Here is an 18,303-nt window from a genome sequence, read left to right on the forward strand (position 1 = left end):
ATCCTGGCCGGGCCGGCGTGGCTGAGCGCGCGCGGGCGCGCCGCCACCGCGGCGCTGGAAGCCGGCACCGGCATCCCGGTGGCCGGCATGGAAAGCCCGCGCGGCATCGCCGACCCGGGCCTGGGCGCGTTCGCGCAGATGCTGGCGCGCGCCGACTGCGTGCTGCTGCTGGGCAAGCGCCTGGACTTCACGCTGCGCTTCGGCGCCGCGCCCGCGTTCGCGCCGGACTGCGCCTTCCTGCAGATCGACGCCGACGCGGACGAACTCGCGCGCAGCCAGCGCGCCGCCGGCGAGCGCCTGCGCTTCGCGCGGCAGGCCGACGTGGGCAGCGCCATCGCGCAGCTCGCGCAACTCGCGGCCGGCAGCCAGGCGCACGCCGCGTGGCGCGGCGAAGTGGACGCCGCGATCCGCTACCGGCCGGCGGCGTGGGACACCGCGGCCGGCGCCGGCGCGCTGCACCCGGTGCAGGCCTGCCGCCCGCTGCAGACCATCCTGGACAGCCACCCCGACGCGGTGCTGGTTTCCGACGGCGGCGAGTTCGGGCAGTGGGCGCAGGCCTGCCTGCACGCGCCGCACCGCCTCGTCAACGGCCCCGCCGGCGCCATCGGCGCGGGCCTGCCGATGGCGCTGGCGGCGCGGCTGGCGCAGCCGGAAGCCCCGGTCATCGCCATGATGGGCGACGGCAGCGCCGGCTTCCATATCGCCGAGTTCGACACCGCGCTGCGCTACGGCCTGCCGTTCGTCGCCGTGGTCGGCAACGACGCGCGCTGGAACGCCGAGTACCAGATCCAGCTGAACAGCTACGGCCGGGACCGGCTGGTCGGCTGCGAGCTGCTGCCCACGCGCTACGACCAGGTGTGCGCGGCCTTCGGCGGGCACGGCGAGCTGGTGCGGGAGGCGGGAGAACTGCTGCCCGCCGTGCGGCGCGCCATCGCCTCGGGCAAGCCGGCCTGCGTCAACGTGCGGATCGAGGGCGTGGCGGCGCCGCTGGTGGCGCGCGGCTAGGCACCGTGCACAATGCGGGCTGCCGCCCCCGAGCAGAAAAATCAGAGACACACAGACATGGAACTTCGGCAGCTACGCTATTTCGTCCAGGTGGTGGAGATGGGCAGCATGGGCCAGGCGGCGCAGAAGCTGGGCGTGGTCACTTCCGCGCTGAGCCAGCAGATCAGCCGGCTGGAGAGCGAGCTGTCCACGCGCCTGCTGCAGCGCACCTCCAGCGGCGCGGTGCCCACCGACGCCGGCCTGGCCTTCTGGCGCCAGGCGCAGCTCGCCATCCGCCATGCCGACGACGCGGTGCGCGCGGCCCAGCTCGCGCGCCTGTCCGGCCACGTCAGCGTGGGCATGGCGCCCAGCACCGTGGCCGTGCTCGGCCTGCCGTTCATGCTGGCCATGCGCGAGCGCTATCCCGACATCCGCCTGCACCTGGTGGAGAACCTGTCCGGCAACCTGGCCGCGATGATCGGCGCGCGCCAGCTCGACCTCGCCGTGCTGTTCCAGGTCGAGGCCGGCCAGCGCTGGAGCGTGACGCCGCTGCTGGAAGAGCGGCTGTTCCTGATCGCGCGCGACGGCCTGCCCGGCGTGCCCGCCGGCGGCCCGCTGGAGCTGGAGCAGCTCGGCGCGCTGCCGCTGATCCTGCCGAGCAGCCCGCACGGCCTGCGCGCGCTGCTCAACCAGGCGTTCGCGCGCGGCCAGCACCAGCCCAACGTGGTGGCCGAGATCGACGGCCTGGCCATGCTGATGGACGCGGTGCGCGCCGGCCTGGGCGCCACCATCCAGCCCGGCGCCGCGGTGGCGCGGCTGCTCGGCGAGCCGCTCGCCATGACCGAGATCGCCGACGGCGGCAACGGCACCCACGGCGGCAATGGCTCCGGCACGGTGTGCCGGCCCAACCTGCTGGTCAGCCTGAGCGACGACGAACTGTCGCCGGCCGGGCTGGCCGCGCGCACCGTGCTGGCCAGCGTGACGCGCGCGCTCGTCACCGAGGGCCGCTGGCCCGGCGCCACCCTTCACGAATCCTGAAGACCCCTTGCCGCAACGTGACTGGCGCCGCCCGGCGGCGCTGCGTACAGTCACGCCAACAGCGCGCCCCGCCGGCGCATGCCATCGCATTGCCCGGCGCATGACGCACGCACGACAAGAGCCATCCCTCCAGGAGACATCATGCAGTCCACCGCCCGCCGCGCCGCGCTCGCCGGCATCATCGGCACCCTCCTCATGTCCGCCGGCGCCGCGTCGTTCGCGGCGGACCCGTGGCCCGCCAAGCCGGTCACGCTGGTGGTGCCGTTCGCCGCGGGCGGCACCACCGACATCATCGGCCGCACCATCGGCCAGAAGCTCGGCGAGGCGCTGCACCAGCCGGTGGTGGTGGACAACCGCCCCGGCGCGGGCGGCACGCTCGGCGCCGGCATCGTGGCGCGCGCGCAGCCGGACGGCTACACCCTGCTGCTGGCCACCGTGGCGCACACGATGGCGCCCGGCATCTACAAAAGCCTGCCCTACGATTTCATCAGGGACCTCGACCCCGTCGGGCTGGCCGCGCTGACGCCCAACGTGCTGCTGGTCAACCAGTCGATCCCGGCCAAGAACGTGCCGGAGCTGATCGCCTACATCAAGGCGCATCCGGGCAAGGTCAACTACGGCTCGGCCGGCACCGGCAGCACCGAGCACCTGTCCGGCGAGCTGTTCCGCTCGATGACCCACACCGACATCGCCCACGTGCCCTACAAGGGCGGCGCGCCGATGATGACCGACCTGATCGCCGGCCAGATCCAGATGGCCATCGAGACCAGCCCGTCGGCCGCGCCGCACGTGCGCAGCGGCAAGGTCCGCGCGCTGGCGGTGACGACGGCCAAGCGCTCGGGCGCCTACCCCGGCGTGCCCACGCTGGACGAGAGCGGCGTGAAGGGCTTCGAAGTGACCACGTGGTACGCCGTGATGGCGCCGCACGGCACGCCGCTGGCGGTGGAGCAGCGCGTGGCCGCCGAGCTGGCCAAGCTGCTCAAGCAGCCCGACGTGCAGAAGCGCTTCGAGGAACAGGGCGTGACCGCCGGCGACATGACGCCCGCGCAACTGGCCGGCTTCATCCGCGCCGAGACGGTCAAGTGGACCAAGGTGGCGAAGGACTCCGGCGCCAGCGCGGAGTAAGACGGAAAGACCCGGCGCGGCACCCCGCCGCGCCGCCCGCCGCGATGGCGGCGCCCCGAGCGCCTAGCCCGCGGCCTGCCAGCCGCGCACCTCGATGCGGTTCACGGCGCTGGCCTGCCTGGGGCCGAGGCGCAGGTCGCCCAGCGACACCAGCTGCAGGCCGCCGGCGGACGGTGGCAGCGCCACGCCGTCCTGCTCCACCATCACGATGGCGCCCTCGCCCACCGGCGTGTTGTACAACTCGTGCCAGGTGAACAGGCAGGCGTAGCCGTCGCCGGCCAGCGCGGCGATGACCAGCCGCTTGCACACCGCGCGCGGCAGCGACTGCATGCCCGCCGCATCGAGCAGCGCCGTCAGCCGCACGCCGCGCATGCCGCCCAGGTCGCGCACGTGCCGCCCCGAATAGCACGCGATGGTGGCCGGGCCGCTGCGCACGTCGGCCAGCGCGAGCAGCTCGTCGCGGCCGAAGCTGCGGCTGCCCGGCAGCACGCCGGTCACGGCGATGCTGTCGGAGAAATGCCGGACGTCCTGCATATCCTGCGCGTCCTGCGCGTGCGGCGGATGCGCCTGCGGCGCGGTTTCGGTCAGCATGGCGTCTTGCCTCCGTGTCATCTGGGTTCCGCGCGCGGGCCGCGCAACCGGCTCGTAGTATATCGCCGAATATAACGGCAAACCCCGCTGCCGGAACGCCGCGGCATTGCGCGTGCCGCCGGCACCGCAGGCCGTGGCCAGCGCATGCCCGTTGTGCTTCCTCGCGCCCTTGCCTACCATGCACTCACGCCCCGCGGCGCCGACAGGCGCCGGGCGTCCAGCCGACGGAGGTAGCGACATGACCCCACGTGTACCCGCTTGCCGGCCCGGCGCCCGCGCGGCCCGCCACCGGGCGGCGCCGTGACGGCGGCCGGCGGCGACGCGGGCGCCAGGCCGGCCGGCAGCTTCGCGCCGCTGGCGCAGACCACCTTCGCCGTGCTGTGGGCGGCCACGGTGCTGGGCAACGTGGGCAGCTTCATGCGCGACGTGGCCAGCGCCTGGCTGGCCACCGACCTGTCCGGCTCGCCGGCGGCCGTGGCCACGATCCAGGCCGCGGCGACGCTGCCGGTGTTCCTGCTGGCGATTCCCGCCGGCGTGCTGTCCGACATCCTCGACCGGCGCCGCTTCCTGATCGTGATCCAGGCCGCGCTGGCGCTGGTGAGCGGCACGCTGATGACGCTGGCCTGGCGCGGCGCGCTGACCATCGAGATCCTGGTGGCGATGGCCTTCGCCGGCGGCATCGGCGCGGCCATGATGGGGCCGACCTGGCAGTCGATCGTGCCCGAGCTGGTGCCGCAGCGCGAGCTCAAGAACGCGGTGGCGCTCAACGCGCTGGGCGTCAACATCGCGCGCGCCATCGGCCCGGCCGCGGGCGGGCTGCTGCTGGCGGCCTTCGGCGCGGCCGTGACCTATGGCTTCGACCTCGCCAGCTACGTCTTCGTGGTGGCGGCGCTGCTGTGGTGGAAGCGCCCGGCCCGCGCCGACGACCCGCTGCGCGAGCAGTTCTTCGGCGCCTTCCGCGCGGGGCTGCGCTTCACGCGCGCGCACCGCCGGCTGCACGTGGTGCTGGCGCGCTCGGCCTGCCATTTCGCCTTCGGCAGCAGCGTGTGGGCGCTGTTGCCGCTGGTGGCCAAGCAGTTGCTGCACGGCGGCGCGAGCCTCTACGGCATCCTGCTCGGCGCGGTCGGCGCGGGCGCCATCCTCGGCGCGCTGGCCATGCCCGGCCTGCAGCGCCGCCTCGATGCCGACGGCCTGGTGCTGCTGTCCGCGCTCGCCACCGCGGCGGTGATGGCGGCGCTGTCGGCCGCGCCCCCGGTGTGGCTGGCGCTGCCGCTGCTGCTCCTGCTGGGCGCGGCGTGGATCATGGCGCTGACCACGCTCGGCGGCACCGCGCAGGCGATCCTGCCGAACTGGGTGCGCGGCCGCGCGCTGGCGGTGTACCAGATGGTCTTCAACGGCGCGATGGCGGGCGGCAGCCTGCTGTGGGGCTTCGTCGCGCAGGAGCTGGGCGTCGCCCAGGGGCTGATGGCGGCGGCGGCCGGGCTGGCCGTGGCCGGCGTGGCGCTGCACCGGGTCAAGCTGCCGCGCGGCGAGGACGACCTCGTGCCGGCGCACCACTGGCCCGAGCCGGCGCTGGCCGAAGCCGTGGCGCATGACCGCGGCCCGGTGATGGTCCAGATCGCCTACCGCGTCAGCAGCGAGAACCGCGACGGCTTCCTGCGCGCGGTCCATGCGCTGTCCGAGGAGCGCCTGCGCGACGGCGCGTTCAACTGGGGCGTGATGGAAGACGCGGCCGATCCCGGCGCGTTCACCGAGTGGTTCCTGGTGGAGTCGTGGGCCGAGCACCTGCGCCAGCACGAGCGCGTGCCGAACGCCGACGCCGACCTCCAGCGCGACGTCAGCCGCTTCCACAGCGGCCCCGGCGCGCCGCAGGTGCGCCACCTGCTGGCGGTGGCGCCACCGCCACCCGCGGCGACCTGAGGCGCCCCGCGCGTGCGCGGCACGCCGCATGCGGAAAACGCAAACGACTGTGTATGCGGCCCGGGCGACGCTGCCCCCGCGCCGAAAGACCTCTATACTGGACTCATGCTGCACCACAGCATTTCGTGGTTCGCGCAGCGCATTCCCAGGAGGCAGGCATGTCACTCTGCGAGCTGTGCATGGCGCAAGTCGACCGCCCCGGCCATTTCCCGCCACATCCGCGGCTCGTCAAGGCCAGTACGTTCCACGCCGGCGCGGGCGGCAACGCGTTCGTCTATCGCTGCCAGGTCTGCGGGCAGACCATCCTGCTGTCCGCCACCACCGAGGACGGGCCGGACCGCTGGACCCATCTCAAGAGCACCGAACCGTAACGGGCGGGCGCGCCGCAACAAAAAGAGCCGTCCAGCAGACGGCTCCAGTGGTTCCCCGCGATCAATGACCGCCCGGCCGGCTCGCGGCGTCTCTGGGGACGCACGTCCAGCATGATCGGCAAGGCGGCACCGGGCACGGCCACGGCGTGTTCACTGCTTGTCCGCGCCGGCCCGATCCGTTGCGGATTGTGCCGGCGCACGGTGACAGCACGAAGTCGGCACGGTGGCCCGGGCGGCACTCGCGGCAGGCGCGCATGGCGCGGATGGCGCCCCGATAGTGTCCCTTGAGGCACAGCGGATTCGGCCGGAAGCAAGACGATGCGGAAGAAGCCTTGCCGCGCACTTGCCCCGCCCGGGACGTTCATCGAGAATGACCGGGCAGCCACGCCCGGCCGGCACGCCGGCGGCCGTGGCCGGAGGAAGGGAACACGAAACACGCGACGACGGCATGACGATGCGCCTCGTGGCGGCCAGTCAAAGGAAAGCCTTCAAATGAACAATCTTCATCGGGAACTCGCACCGCTGTCCGAAGGTGCGTGGGGACAGATCGAGCAGGAAGCATCCCGCACCCTCAAGCGCTACTTCGCGGCGCGGCGCGTGGTGGACCTGATCGGGCCGAAGGGGCCCGAGCTCGCCGCGGTCGGCACCGGCCACCTGCGGCAGATCGCCGCGCCGGGCGACGGCGTCGAAGCCACCCAGCGCGACGTGCGGGCGCTGGTGGAGCTGCGCGTGCCGTTCGAGCTGTCGCGCGCGGAGATGGACAGCGTCGAGCGCGGCTCGAACAATCCCGACCTGCAGCCGCTCAAGGACGCGGCCCGCAAGCTCGCCGACGCCGAGGACCGCATCGTCTTCGACGGCTACGCGGCGGCCGGCATCCAGGGCATCGCCCAGGGCGCCAGCAATGTCGCGCTGGCCCTGCCGGCCGACATCAGCGGCTATCCGGCCGTGGTGGCGCAGGCGGTGGACCAGCTGCGCCGCGCCGGCGTCGACGGCCCCTACCGGCTGCTGCTCGGCGACCAGCCGTTCACGGCCCTGAGCGGCGCCACCGACAGCGGTTATCCCGTGCTGCGCGACATCCGCGAGCTCGTGGACGGCGACATCATCTGGGCGCCGGCGATGCAAGGCGGCGTGGTGCTCACCGAGCGGGGCGGCGATTTCGAGCTGCACGTCGGCCAGGACGTCTCGATCGGCTACCTTGGCCATACCGACACCACCGTGCGCCTGTACTTCCAGGAAACCCTCACCTTTCTCATGCTGACGGCCGAGGCGGCCGTGGTGCTGGGGCACGCCGGATAGTCGGCAGTCACCGGCAGCGGCCTGCGCGCGGCACGCGGGACCACCGGCCACGGTCGGCGGCCGCGGGCCGCGCCGGCGCCATCGCAAAATTGATCCGCGCGCATCGTTCCGCTATTGTTGGAACCCGATGCAAAAAACACTCCCCGACATGCCCAACCACATCCCCGAGCAGCAAGCCGTCTGCAGTCCGATCACGCGCAGCGCGATCTTCATCGTCGCCGTCATTTCCCCCGGCGACGAACACGCCGAAACGGTGCGCGCGCTGTGCGCCGACATCGCCGCGCTGGTGCGCTCCGTGGGCAAGCGCGTGCCCGCCAGCAACCTCTCGTGCGTGTGCGGATTCGGCTCCGATGCCTGGGACCGGCTGTTCGGCGACCCGCGTCCCGCGGGCCTGCACCCCTTTCGCGAATTCGGCGCCGGCGACCGGCGCGCGGTGGCGACGCCGGGCGACCTGCTCCTGCACATCCGCGCCGAGCAGATGGACCTGTGCTTCGAGCTCGCGACCCAGTTGATGGGCCGGCTCGGCGAGGCCGTCTCGGTGGTGGACGAAGTGCACGGCTTTCGCTACTTCGACATGCGCAGCATGGTGGGCTTCGTCGACGGCACCGAGAACCCGACCGGCGCCGAAGCCGTCGACTTCACCATCATCGGCGACGAGGACGCCGCGTTCGCCGGCGGCAGCTACGTGCTGGTGCAGAAGTACCTGCACGACATGGCCGGCTGGAACAAGCTGCCCGTGGAGACGCAGGAACGGATCATCGGCCGCACGAAACTCTCGGACATCGAGCTCGACGACGCGGTCAAGCCGTCGTCGTCGCACAGCTCGCTCACCACGCTCGAGGAAAACGGCGAAGAGGTGAAGATCCTGCGCGACAACATGCCGTTCGGCCAGCCCGGCAAAGGCGAGTTCGGCACCTACTTCATCGGCTATGCGCGCTCGCCCCGGCCGATCGAGCAGATGCTCGAGAACATGTTCGTGGGGCGGCCGCCCGGCAACTACGACCGGCTGCTCGACTTCAGCAAGGCCGTCACCGGCGGGCTGTTCTTCACGCCGTCGGCCACGCTGCTGGAAGCCCTCGCCGAGCGCCAGGCCGGCGCCGCCGGGGCCAGCCTGCCGTCCGCGGCGCCACGCGAGGACGGCTCGCTGAAGATCGGTTCGCTGAAGATCGGCTCGCTGAAGGCGGCTTCGGAAGCGGACTGAGGCGGCGTTGCCGACAAGGCAGGCTCGCCGCCTGCCTGCGGACAGACCAGCCCGATCGTTATTCCGCGTAGATGCCCGCGGCCTTGATGATCGGCGTCCAGCGCGCGACTTCCGCCTTGGTGCGTTTCCCCAGCGTCGGCGCGTCCAGCCGCGCGGCCGTCGGCACCGCAACGCCCATCTGGGCAAATCTCTGCAATACGGACGGGTCGGCAAGCGCGAAGCGCAAGGATTGGTTCAGGCGCTCGATGACGGCCGGCGGCGTGCCCTTCGGCGCGTAGAGGCCATGCCAGACCTCGAGCTCGAAATTCGCCAGGCCCGCTTCGGCGAACGTGGGCACATCCGGCAGGCTCGAAAGGCGCGAACCGGCGGCCAGCGCGTAGGGTTTCAGCAAACCGCTCTTGATGTACGGCCCCGTCGCCACCGGCTGGTCGCACAACAGGTCGACTTGCCCCGCGAGCAGGTCCTGCAGCGCCGGGCCGGTGCCGCGGTACGGCACCATCGTGACTTCGGTGCCGATCGTCTTGGCCAGCAGCATCGCGCAAAGATGCGAGGTCGAGCCGATGCCGGCATGGCCGAAGCGCACTTCTCCCTGCCGTTGCTTGATGGTGGCGATGACTTCCTTCAGGTTCGACGGCGCGAACCCCTTCGCGCCCACCAGGATCATCGGCACGTCGGCCGCCTGGCCGACCGGATCCAGGTCCTTGGTCGAGTCGAAGTTCAGTTTCTTGTACAGCGCCGGCGCGGTGGCGATGCCCATGTTGTGGAACAGAAGCGTGTAGCCGTTCGCCTGCGCGTTGACGACGCGCCCGGTTCCGATGGTCCCGCCGGCGCCGCCCGAGTTCTCGATGACCACCGGCTGCTTGAGGTTGCGCGACATCGCTTCGCCCAAGGCCCGCCCGATCACGTCGGTGGACCCGCCGGGCGCATACGGAATGATGACCTGAACCGGTTTGTTGGGATACGACTGAGCAGCCGCGATGGCTGACGTCAGCGCCATGACAATACCCGTGGCTGCTGCAAGGATGCGTTTCATGATGTCTCCAGTCTGAACGGCGACTTCTGTCGATTCGCCTTGTTTTTTCGGGCCCGCGGCCGTCACGGGGACGAGCGCGGCCCACCGCGCCTTGCGGCGCGGCAAATCCGTACATCGAGGAATTCGGGAAACGCCCGGGCTTTGCGCTGTCCGTCGGAAGCCCTGGCGGCTGCTCCGCAGGCTACGGGTGCTCGACGAAGCGATACATCTCCGTGTGGTCCGCGGCTTTCCCAAGCGCATTGGAAGCTTGCGTGCACAGCGCGTTGACATGCGCGCCCAGCCGCATGTCGGCCTGCACGGCCTCGGCCAGCACGGCCGCGATGGCAACGTCCTTGGCCATCAGTGCCAGCGAGAACCCGGAGTTGAACGCGCCGGAAAGCATGAACTGCTTTGCCTTGTTTTCCGTCGTGTTGTTCTTTCCGGTGGAGCTGTTCAGAACGTCGACCATGATGTTGGGGTCGATGCCAAAACGCTGTCCGGCAATCAGGGCTTCCGCGGTCGCAATCAGGCCGGCGGCCGACACGTAGTTGTTCAGCGCCTTCATCGCATGGCCCGCGCCGATGTCGCCGACACGGGTGAGCGTGGAACCCAGGTGGCCGAGCAACGGCCGCGCGCGGTCGACGTCGGCGGCATCGCCCCCGGCCATGATCGCCAGGGTGCCCGACCTTGCGCGGCTTACCCCGCCGGAAACCGGGGCGTCGATCATGGCCAGGCCCGCGGCCTTGACCGCTGCCGACAACGCCCGCGTGCGCACCGGGTCCGCGGAGCTCATGTCGATGACGAGCGCGCCTTGCCCGAGCACCTTCGTCAGCGCGAGGACCGCCTCGTCGACGATGTCGGAGTTCGGCAGCATCGTCACCACGACATCGCAGTCGCCGAACGCCTGCAGGTCCGCGGCGACGCGCGCCGCCTTGTTCTCGGCGGCGAAACGCTGCCGCGTCTCGGCCACCACGTCATACGCCAGGACGTTCACGCCCGCGGCCGCCAGCCGGCCGGCCATGGGGAAACCCATCATCCCCAGGCCGACGAATCCGATTTGCTTCATGGCCGGCTCCTTAGATACCCATTTCCTTGAACACTTCGCGGGCAATCCGGAACGAGTCGATCGCCGCCGGCACGCCGCAGTAGATCGCCACCTGCAGGAAGACCTCCTTGATTTCGTCCTTGGTCAGCCCGTTGTTGATGGCGCCGCGCACGTGCAGCTTCAGTTCGTGCGGCCGGTTGAGCGCGGCAATCATCGCGAGGTTCAGGAAGCTGCGGGTGCGGCGCTCGAGGCCGGGGCGGTTCCACACGTCGCCCCAGCAGTACTGCGTGACCAGCTCCTGCATGTCGCGATTGAAATCGTCGGCGTTCTTCAGCGAAGCGTCCACGTACTCGCTGCCCAGCACTTCACGACGGGTCTTGAGGCCTTTCTCGAACAGGTCTTGGTTCATGCGTGTCTCCTTTGGTTAACGGCTCCCATCGTAGAGCGCCGCTTTTCATAAGTCAATAAGATTGTCTGACAATCTGTTTGGCGAGAAATCTGGGATAATTTCCCGCAACCAGCATGGCAATCTATGGAAACAGACCTGTACATCAAGCGCGACATGACCACCCTGCGTCAGCAAGTGACGGACAGGTTGCGTCAGGCTATCCTTTCCGGCCGCTTCCTGCCGGGCGCGCGACTCGTGGAACGGGAACTATGCGAGAACCTGGGCGTGAGCCGGCCGCTCCTGCGCGAGGCGCTGCAGCAGCTCCAGGCGGAGGGATTGATTCACCTCATTCCCCACAAGGGCCCGGTGGTGGCAACCATTTCCGCGGAGGAAGCGCGCCAGATCTACGCCGTGCGCGCCTACCTGGAAGCGTGCATCGGGGAAGGCTTCGCGCGCAACGCGACGGACCCGCAGATTTCGCGGCTGAGAGCCGCGCTGCAATACCTGGCCACGCCGCAGGCATCCGCCGACACCGATGCCCTGCTGCTGGGCAAGAACACCTTCTACGCCATCCTGATGGAAGGCTGCGGCAATGAGATTGCCGGGCAAATGCTCACCCAGCTCAACAACCGCATCACCCTTCTGCGCCGCCTGTCTCTCGGGCGCACCGGACGGCTCGCCGAATCCATCAAGGAACTCGACGCGGTCGTGTCGGCGATCGAGAAGCGGGATGCGGAGACCACCCGCCAGCTGTGCTTCGACCACGTCCTGAGCGCGGCGAAGGCCGCCGAGGATGCGCGCTCCGTGAGCGGCGCTTGAGGCGGACGACGGAACCTGCCGGGCGGAAGTCCGGCAGGCCGCTGGCCTGCGCCGAAGCGTCCTGTCAGAACCTGTGACGCAGGCCCACGCTGAGCGAGCGCGCGTCGTCACCGCTGCCGCGGTCGATGGCAATACTGTTGATCGTCACGCTGCCGCCGGGGCTGTTGTGGACATAGACCGCGCGCAGATAGGCGGTGGTGCGCTTGCTGAGATCGTGGTCCCAGCCGAGCGTCATGCTCCAGGGCCGCTCGCCGCCGCCCAGTATCTGCCGCTTGAGCGCCACCGCCTTGAATGTGCCCTTCTGCGTGACGTTCCAGCTGAACGTGATGCCGTAGTGGCGCGCCACCCGGGTCGTCGTCAGCTTGCTGCCGGCCTGTGCCAGCAGCAGGCCCACCTTCACCGGCTTGAAGCGGTACGCGCCGCCCAGGAAGTGGTTCGACGTCAGCGCAGTGGGAACCTGCGGCGTGCTGGTGCCCGTGTACATGCCCTGGTAGCCGTAAAACGCGTAGGCGTTGCCGGCCTCGTACATCGCGTTCATGCCGAAGTTGGTGCCCGAACGCGGATTGCCCGGTACCTCGCCCGGGGCCACGGCGGCACCGAGCGAGAAGCCGCCCCAGGTCGGCGAGAAGTACTGCACGGCATTGTCGAAGCGCGCGCCATACGCGACCTGCCCGATACCTTGCGACGCCGTGGCGCCCAGCAGGTTGAATGGCGACACCATGCCGTTCAGCAGGAAGGGATCGAGCCGCAGCAAGGCATAGAACGACGGCGTGTACTGCCGGCCCAACCGGATCTCGCCCCATGATTCGTTGGAAAGCCCCAACCACGACTGGCGGCCAAACAGGCGGCCATTGCCGAAGAGCTCGGTGCCGGTATCGATATTGAAGCCGGACTCGACCAGGAAGTTGGCCTTGGTGCCTCCGCCCAGGTCCTCGATGCCTCGCAGCCCCCAGCGCGACGCCGCCTGCTGGCCTTCGCGCATCCGTACCACGCTTTGCGACCCCTTTGCATATTCGATCGACGCGTCGACCACGCCATACAACTGCGCCGTCATGGCCGCCGCGCCGCCGCAGGCCAGGGCCAGGCCGAGGCCGAGACCCAGGTTCGTGCCGATCACGATGCCCGATGGCCGTCTGCTTGCTCTGCTCTCTCTCACGCTGCCGTCTCCCGTTCTACGCTGCTGCATCGTTTGTCTCCTTGGTGGCTATTTCAGGTGATGCGGGGCCCTGCCAACGCTGAGGGTGCCGCCTACTGCGGTGTCACGCCGGCAAGCTTGACGATGTCGCCCCACGCAGCCAGATCGGCGCGCAGCAGTTGCCCGAGTTCGTCAGGCGTTGAAGGCTTGCCAGGCTTCAGGTACATCGAGGCAAAGCGCAGCTGTCCCTCGCGCGATTGCAGGATGCGGTTTACTTCGGCGTTCAGGCGCGAGACGATGGGCGCGGGCAGGCCCTTGGGCCCGAACAGCGCAAGCCAGCTTGCCTGCTCGAACGGCACGCCCTGCTCGCCCATGGTCGACACCTCGGGCGCGGAGAGCATGCGTTCGGGGCCGGATACGGCGATGCCGCGAATGCGGCCCGACTTCAGATGCGGAATGGCAGACAGCGAATCGGTGAAGGCGATGGTCACGTGTCCGGCCGCCAGGTCGCTGGTGCACTGGACGGCAGTCTTGTACGGCACGTGGCGCATGCGGATGCCGGTTTTGGCCTTGAGGTACTCCATCGCCAGATGGCCGCCCGACCCTACGCCCCACGAGCAATAGGCCAGTTCGGTGGGGCTTGCCTCGACATGGGCGATGAGCTCCTTGAGGCTGCGCGCCGGCACGGTGGACGTCACCGCCAGCAGGTTGCCGCCCGGGGCAACCGGCCGGGCAATCGGCGTGAAATCCTTGACGGGGTCATAGGGCAGGCTGGCCGTGGTCCACGGGTTTACGGTCATCGTGGCCGAGTACGTGAACAGCAGCGTGTAGCCATCGGGCTCGGCACGCGCCGCCATCTCGCTGGCGATGATGCCGTTGGCACCGGGGCGGTTATCCACCACCACCGGCTGCTTGAACGCCGCCGAGAGCCGTTCCGCCACCAGCCGGGCGGTCTGGTCGGTCACGCTGCCCGCGCCGGACGGCACCAGCATCCGGATCGGACGGTTGGGATACGGTGCGGTCTCGGCATGGGCCGGGGCGATGCCGGACCCCGTGGCCAGCGCCGCCACGATGACCGGCAAGGCCACGCGGACGCCAGATTTCCGACTACGCATATTGCTGTCTCCATCACGGCGCATTGGCCGTTCATGCCGGTACGTTGCCGGCGTGTCGCGAACAGGCGCCGCGCGCGCCTGGTGTGGCCAGGGCCTGGGCGGTGGCCATATCGATGGCGTTGCGCGTCTCGGGGCGGTTCAGGGTGAGCTCCGCCCAGCCTTCGTGGCGAGATGCCGGGACAGCCGGCGCGGTGGTCATGCTGCCGCGCCTTCGCGACGCGGCAACGCCACACCGATCGCGCCGTCGCGGGCCATCGTGTCGATGGCGTCGTCGCCATAGCCAAGCTCGCGGAGCACCTCCACCGTGTGCTGGCCGATCCGGGGCACCACCGGGCTGGATGCAGGCGGGGCCGCCTCCATGCGGAACGGCAGGCCCGGCAGCGACAGGTGACCGCCAGCGCCGTCGGCAACAGCCATCAACATTGCGTTGGCGTGCACGTCGGCGCTGACCTCGACCTGGCGATAGTCGCGCACCACGCCCACCACCACCCGATGCCGTTCGAGCAGCGCGCACGCGTCCTCGCCCGAGTACCCGCGCAGCGCGTCATGCAGGATCGCCAGCAAGGCCGGCCGGTTCTGCACGCGCAGCGGGTTGCTGGCAAAGCGGGCATCGCTGGCCAGCCCGGGTTGCCCGATGGCCGTGCACAGCCGCGCCCAGTGTTCGTCGAGATAGGCCGACAGCACGATATGGCCGTCCGCCACGCCAATCACGTCGGCGGCAGGCGCCGCCTTGGGCTGGCTGTTGCCGCTGCGTACCGGCAGCGCGCCCGAGCACTGGTACTCGGCCCAGAGCTGGGCCTGCAGATGCACGCCGACGTTCAGCAGCGACGTCTCGATGGTATCGCCGTGGCCTGTGCGCAAGCGCCGGAACAGCGCGGCCACGATGCCGCTGGATGTCGCCAGCGCCGTGGCGGCATCGATCAGCGCGAAGCCGGCCTTCAGCGGCTGGCCGCCGGCCTCGCCCGTCACGGACATCATGCCGCTTTCGGCCTGCGCGGCGATATCCAGGCCCGGCCGCAGGCGCGACGGCCCGCGCGTGCCGAAGGCGGTGACACTGGCATGGACCAGATCGGGCCGGACGTCCCGCAGCGAGACGGCATCCAGGCCCAGCGACTCCATCGAGCCGGGCCGCGCGTTGTGCAGCACCACGTCGCACGACAACGCCAGCTTGCGGGCGGCCTGCAGCCCCGCCGGACGACGCAGGTCCAGCGCGATGGCGCGCTTGCCGCGGTTGTAGGCCAGGAACATCGGGCTCTGCGGGCTGGTGCCGTCGAAACGCCGGGCGCCGTCGCCGCGCAGCGGTTCCACCTTGATGACGTCGGCGCCAAGGTCGGCCAGCAGCATCGCCGCCCCCGGTGCGGCGATGAACTGGCCGAATTCGGCCACGCGAATGCCTGCAAGCGGCAGGTCGTTCTGGGTCTTCATCCTGTCTTCCGAATGCATGCCATGACGGCATCGATGGAAACGGATCATGCGGCACGTGCATCGGATGCGGCAGCTTCCCAGATCGCTGCGGCGTGAACCGGCGGTTAGCACCACGGGTAATCCCGTGGCCGCGCGGCTGGCGCTATGCTGGCGGACAGGGCGCCGCCATGAACGCCCGCGACAGGAGACGAACCCATGCGACTAAGCCAGGTACAGGACTTCATCGCCGTGGCCGAGTGCGGCAGCATCCGTGCCGGCGCCAAGGCGCGCGGCGTGTCGGCACCGGCCATCACCAAGAGCATCCGGCTGCTCGAGGAGGAACTGCATGTGCCGCTGCTGACGCGCACCACGCGCGGCATCGTGCTCTCACGCTATGGCGAGGCGTTCCTGCGCCGCGCCCAGCTCATCGCCAGCGAAGCCCGGAAGGCCACCGACGAGATGGCCCAGATGCTTGGCACGCGCAACGGCGTGGTCCGCATTGGCGTCACGGGCGGCCCGGCGCATCTGCTGCTGCCGGCGGTGCTCAAGCGTTTCCGGTCCCAGCATCCCGACGTGCAGGTCTGCATCGACAGCGGCGTCTATCCGGCCCATCTGTCGAACCTGCGCGCGGGCGCGATGGACATGGCCGTGAGCCCGATTCCCGACGAGGGCATCGAGCGCGAGTTCGTCTGCGAGCCCCTGTACAACAACGATTCCGTGGTGGTGGCGCATCGCGAGCATCCGTTGCGCAATGCCCGATCCCTGCGCGAGCTGGTGGGTTCGGAATGGGTGCTGACCGGGCAGCGGATGCACGGGCCCGGCGCGGCGATCATGGACGCCTTCCGTGCCCGCGACTTGCCGCTGCCCCGCGTGGCGGTACGGTGCGACACCATCGGCATGATCCAGACGCTGCTCGAAGACCGCTCGCTGCTGTGCCTGCTGCCGCGCCAGCTCGTGCCGGGCCGCCTGACCAACGCCAGCCTGGTGGTGCTGCCGATCGAAGACCCGCTGCCCAGCCATGCCGTCAGCCTGGTCTATCGCGCCGATTCGCCGATGACGCCCGTGGCCGAGCAGTTCGCGAAGCTGCTGCGCCGTGAAGTGCACTACCTGAGCAAGATGCCCGACAGCCCGCTGCGCCGCCAGGTGCCGCACCCCCCGGAAGCGGTCGGCTAGCCCAGCGCCGCGCCGGCGGGAATTCCCGGCCGGCCACAGGCGATAACCGCCGGTTCACACCTGAAATTCCGCAACGCCCGCCAGGCCGCGCCAGCGCTGCCCGCGCAGCCGGCGCGCCCGGCCGCACCGGGACTTTCCCCACTGCATATAGTCCCGCGTCTGCGCGTGAATACCCCTTCGCCAACTGGGAGGGGAAACACATGCACACGATCGAGGACCGCCCCGCCGCGCTGATCACCGGCCACGGCATCGACGCCATTGGAGACGGCATCTGGCTGCTGCACGGCCAGGGCCAGAGTTTCGTCGCCGACGTGGGTGGCGGGCTGCTGGTGGTCGACAGCGGCCCTGGCGGCGGCGTGACGGCCGGGATGATCGAAGTGCTGCGCACCCGGACCAGCCTCCCTGTGCTGGCGCTCTGCTACAGCCACGGACACCTGGGCTACAACGCCGGTGTGAAGCAGTGGATCGACCATGCCGCCCAGCGCGGCGAACCGGCGCCACGCGTGCTGGCGCACGTCAACGTACTGGCGCGCCAGAGCCGCTACCGCGAGACCCAGCGCATGCAGGAGCGCATGGCGGAGATCCAGTTCCGGCACGCCAGCGGCGCCCTGGCGGGCAAGCTGCGCCAAAGCGTGCCCACGGAGACGTTCCACGACGGCATCACGGTGGGCCAGGGCGATCGTCGCGCCGAAATTCTGTGGGCACCCTCGGAGACGGACGATGCCGTAGCCGTGTGGCTGCCGGGCAGTCGGCTGCTGTATGGCGGCCCGGCGGTCATCGACTCCATCCCGAACATCGGCACTCCGTTCCGCACGATGCGCGATACGGTGCGCTGGGCCGAAACGCTGGAACGCCTGGCCGGGCTGCGGCCCGAGACGGTGGCCCGGGAATTCGGGACCACCCTGCACGGCGAGGAGACCTGCCGGCAGGTGCTGCTGCATACGGCGGCCGCGCTGCGCTGGATGCGCGGGGAAGTGGTGCGGCTGATGAACGCCGGCTGCAACGAGCGCCAGATGCTGGCCGCGCTGCAACCACCGGCCGAACTGTTCGAGCAGCCGTGCATGCAGCCGACCTACGGTGATCCGACCTACATCGCACGCGATATCTACCGGTCCGAGAACGGCTGGTGGGACCGCAATGCCACGACGCTGCATCCTGCCGCGCCCGAGGACGTGGCCAGCGAGATCGCGGCGGCAATCGCCGACCACGGCGCCGTGGTGCGGCATGCGTGCGCGCTGGCCGAACGCGGAGATATCCAGCTTGCGCTGCATGTGATCGACCTGCTGGCGCAGGCGCCCGGCGACGCGCCGCCCGTGATGGAAGCCCGCCAACGCAAGGCCCAATGGCTGCGCGCCCGATCAAGACAGGTGCGCAGCTATGTGTCCCGCAGCCTCTATGTGGCGGCCGCGACGGTGCTGGAAAGCGGTTCGGACGACAACTTCGGCATCCACTGAGGAGCCAGCGATGACCCATCCCCTCATGACCGGCGCGGCGCCCGGGCGCAGCCGCCGCGATGCCCTGCGGTGGCTTGCCTGGCTTGGACTGGGCGCGGTCTTGCACCCGGCCCGCGCCGCTGCCACGTGGCCGTCGCGGCCGATCCGGCTGGTCGTGCCGGCGTCGGCCGGCAGCGGCCCCGACCTGTTCGCCCGGCCGCTGGCCGAAGTCATCGGCAGGGGGCTGGGCCAG

18 protein-coding genes and 1 pseudogene are annotated in these 18,303 nt (G+C 70.2%); 11 read left to right on the forward strand and 8 right to left on the reverse strand.

What is annotated here, in order from left to right:
- The 3 genes from K206_RS0123345 to K206_RS0123355 form a co-directional block, all read left to right on the forward strand.
- On the forward strand, positions 1-1,005 hold a 1,005-nt coding region (locus K206_RS0123345; protein WP_020204810.1), incomplete at its 5' end, for a thiamine pyrophosphate-dependent enzyme.
- Positions 1,006-1,062: 57 nt separating this feature from the next.
- Positions 1,063-2,022, forward strand: a complete 960-nt coding sequence (locus K206_RS0123350; RefSeq protein ID WP_020204811.1) for a LysR substrate-binding domain-containing protein — start codon at positions 1,063-1,065, stop codon at positions 2,020-2,022.
- 141 nt (positions 2,023-2,163) lie between these two features.
- Positions 2,164-3,147 carry a tripartite tricarboxylate transporter substrate binding protein gene (locus K206_RS0123355; protein ID WP_020204812.1) on the forward strand — a complete coding sequence of 328 codons (984 nt, stop codon included), beginning with the start codon at positions 2,164-2,166 and terminating at the stop codon, positions 3,145-3,147.
- A 63-nt stretch (positions 3,148-3,210) separates the two neighbouring features.
- Here the strand turns inward: K206_RS0123355 and K206_RS39050 are convergent, their stop codons facing one another.
- A complete protein-coding gene (locus K206_RS39050; protein ID WP_155888197.1) occupies positions 3,211-3,759 on the reverse strand; it encodes a hypothetical protein in 549 nt (182 codons plus the stop codon).
- Positions 3,760-4,038: 279 nt separating this feature from the next.
- On the opposite strand from K206_RS39050, the gene K206_RS0123365 reads away from it, so the two are divergent.
- The 4 genes from K206_RS0123365 (at position 4,039) to K206_RS0123380 (ending at position 8,526) form a co-directional block, all read left to right on the forward strand.
- The gene (locus K206_RS0123365) at positions 4,039-5,658 is read left to right on the forward strand and encodes an MFS transporter (protein WP_029043991.1); all 1,620 of its coding nucleotides are present in this window, start codon (positions 4,039-4,041) and stop codon (positions 5,656-5,658) included.
- Positions 5,659-5,816: 158 nt separating this feature from the next.
- On the forward strand, positions 5,817-6,029 hold the full coding sequence (locus K206_RS0123370) for a hypothetical protein (RefSeq protein WP_020204815.1): 213 nt from the start codon (positions 5,817-5,819) through the stop codon (positions 6,027-6,029).
- A gap of 492 nt (positions 6,030-6,521) precedes the next feature.
- Positions 6,522-7,325 carry a family 1 encapsulin nanocompartment shell protein gene (locus K206_RS0123375; protein WP_020204816.1) on the forward strand — a complete coding sequence of 268 codons (804 nt, stop codon included), beginning with the start codon at positions 6,522-6,524 and terminating at the stop codon, positions 7,323-7,325.
- Positions 7,326-7,473: 148 nt separating this feature from the next.
- Positions 7,474-8,526: a Dyp-type peroxidase gene (locus K206_RS0123380; RefSeq protein WP_020204817.1), complete on the forward strand. Its 1,053-nt coding sequence runs from the start codon at positions 7,474-7,476 to the stop codon at positions 8,524-8,526.
- A gap of 58 nt (positions 8,527-8,584) precedes the next feature.
- Here K206_RS0123380 and K206_RS0123385 read toward each other — a convergent pair whose 3' ends face one another.
- From K206_RS0123385 to pcaC, 3 genes are all read right to left on the reverse strand, one after another.
- Complete coding sequence (locus K206_RS0123385) at positions 8,585-9,523, reverse strand: tripartite tricarboxylate transporter substrate-binding protein (RefSeq protein WP_020204818.1); 939 nt, start codon at positions 9,521-9,523, stop codon at positions 8,585-8,587.
- A gap of 217 nt (positions 9,524-9,740) precedes the next feature.
- On the reverse strand, positions 9,741-10,604 hold the full coding sequence (locus K206_RS0123390; RefSeq protein ID WP_020204819.1) for an NAD(P)-dependent oxidoreductase: 864 nt from the start codon (positions 10,602-10,604) through the stop codon (positions 9,741-9,743).
- A gap of 10 nt (positions 10,605-10,614) precedes the next feature.
- Complete coding sequence (pcaC, locus tag K206_RS0123395; protein ID WP_020204820.1) at positions 10,615-10,992, reverse strand: 4-carboxymuconolactone decarboxylase; 378 nt, start codon at positions 10,990-10,992, stop codon at positions 10,615-10,617.
- A gap of 123 nt (positions 10,993-11,115) precedes the next feature.
- On the opposite strand from pcaC, the gene K206_RS0123400 reads away from it, so the two are divergent.
- Complete coding sequence (locus K206_RS0123400; RefSeq protein WP_020204821.1) at positions 11,116-11,790, forward strand: GntR family transcriptional regulator; 675 nt, start codon at positions 11,116-11,118, stop codon at positions 11,788-11,790.
- A gap of 64 nt (positions 11,791-11,854) precedes the next feature.
- Here K206_RS0123400 and K206_RS0123405 read toward each other — a convergent pair whose 3' ends face one another.
- The 4 genes from K206_RS0123405 to K206_RS0123415 form a co-directional block, all read right to left on the reverse strand.
- The gene (locus tag K206_RS0123405; protein ID WP_020204822.1) at positions 11,855-12,907 is read right to left on the reverse strand and encodes a porin; all 1,053 of its coding nucleotides are present in this window, start codon (positions 12,905-12,907) and stop codon (positions 11,855-11,857) included.
- 131 nt (positions 12,908-13,038) lie between these two features.
- Positions 13,039-14,040, reverse strand: a complete 1,002-nt coding sequence (locus K206_RS0123410; RefSeq protein WP_029043993.1) for a tripartite tricarboxylate transporter substrate binding protein — start codon at positions 14,038-14,040, stop codon at positions 13,039-13,041.
- A gap of 31 nt (positions 14,041-14,071) precedes the next feature.
- Positions 14,072-14,239: a hypothetical protein gene (locus K206_RS43065; protein ID WP_231401660.1), complete on the reverse strand. Its 168-nt coding sequence runs from the start codon at positions 14,237-14,239 to the stop codon at positions 14,072-14,074.
- Positions 14,236-15,465 carry a CoA transferase gene (locus K206_RS0123415; RefSeq protein ID WP_020204824.1) on the reverse strand — a complete coding sequence of 410 codons (1,230 nt, stop codon included), beginning with the start codon at positions 15,463-15,465 and terminating at the stop codon, positions 14,236-14,238. The genes K206_RS43065 and K206_RS0123415 overlap by 4 nt, the downstream gene beginning before the upstream one ends.
- Positions 15,466-15,660: 195 nt before the next feature.
- Here K206_RS0123415 and K206_RS0123420 point away from each other — a divergent pair, with 195 nt between their 5' ends.
- From K206_RS0123420 to K206_RS0123430, 3 genes and pseudogenes are all read left to right on the forward strand, one after another.
- Positions 15,661-16,617 carry a LysR family transcriptional regulator gene (locus K206_RS0123420; RefSeq protein WP_020204825.1) on the forward strand — a complete coding sequence of 319 codons (957 nt, stop codon included), beginning with the start codon at positions 15,661-15,663 and terminating at the stop codon, positions 16,615-16,617.
- Between the two features lie 200 nt (positions 16,618-16,817).
- Complete coding sequence (locus tag K206_RS0123425; RefSeq protein WP_020204826.1) at positions 16,818-18,071, forward strand: alkyl sulfatase dimerization domain-containing protein; 1,254 nt, start codon at positions 16,818-16,820, stop codon at positions 18,069-18,071.
- Between the two features lie 10 nt (positions 18,072-18,081).
- A pseudogene (locus K206_RS0123430) lies at positions 18,082-18,303 on the forward strand (tripartite tricarboxylate transporter substrate binding protein); the annotation flags it as partial.

Source organism: Cupriavidus sp. WS (assembly GCF_000395345.1).
Classification (GTDB): Bacteria; Pseudomonadota; Gammaproteobacteria; order Burkholderiales; family Burkholderiaceae; genus Cupriavidus; species Cupriavidus basilensis_B.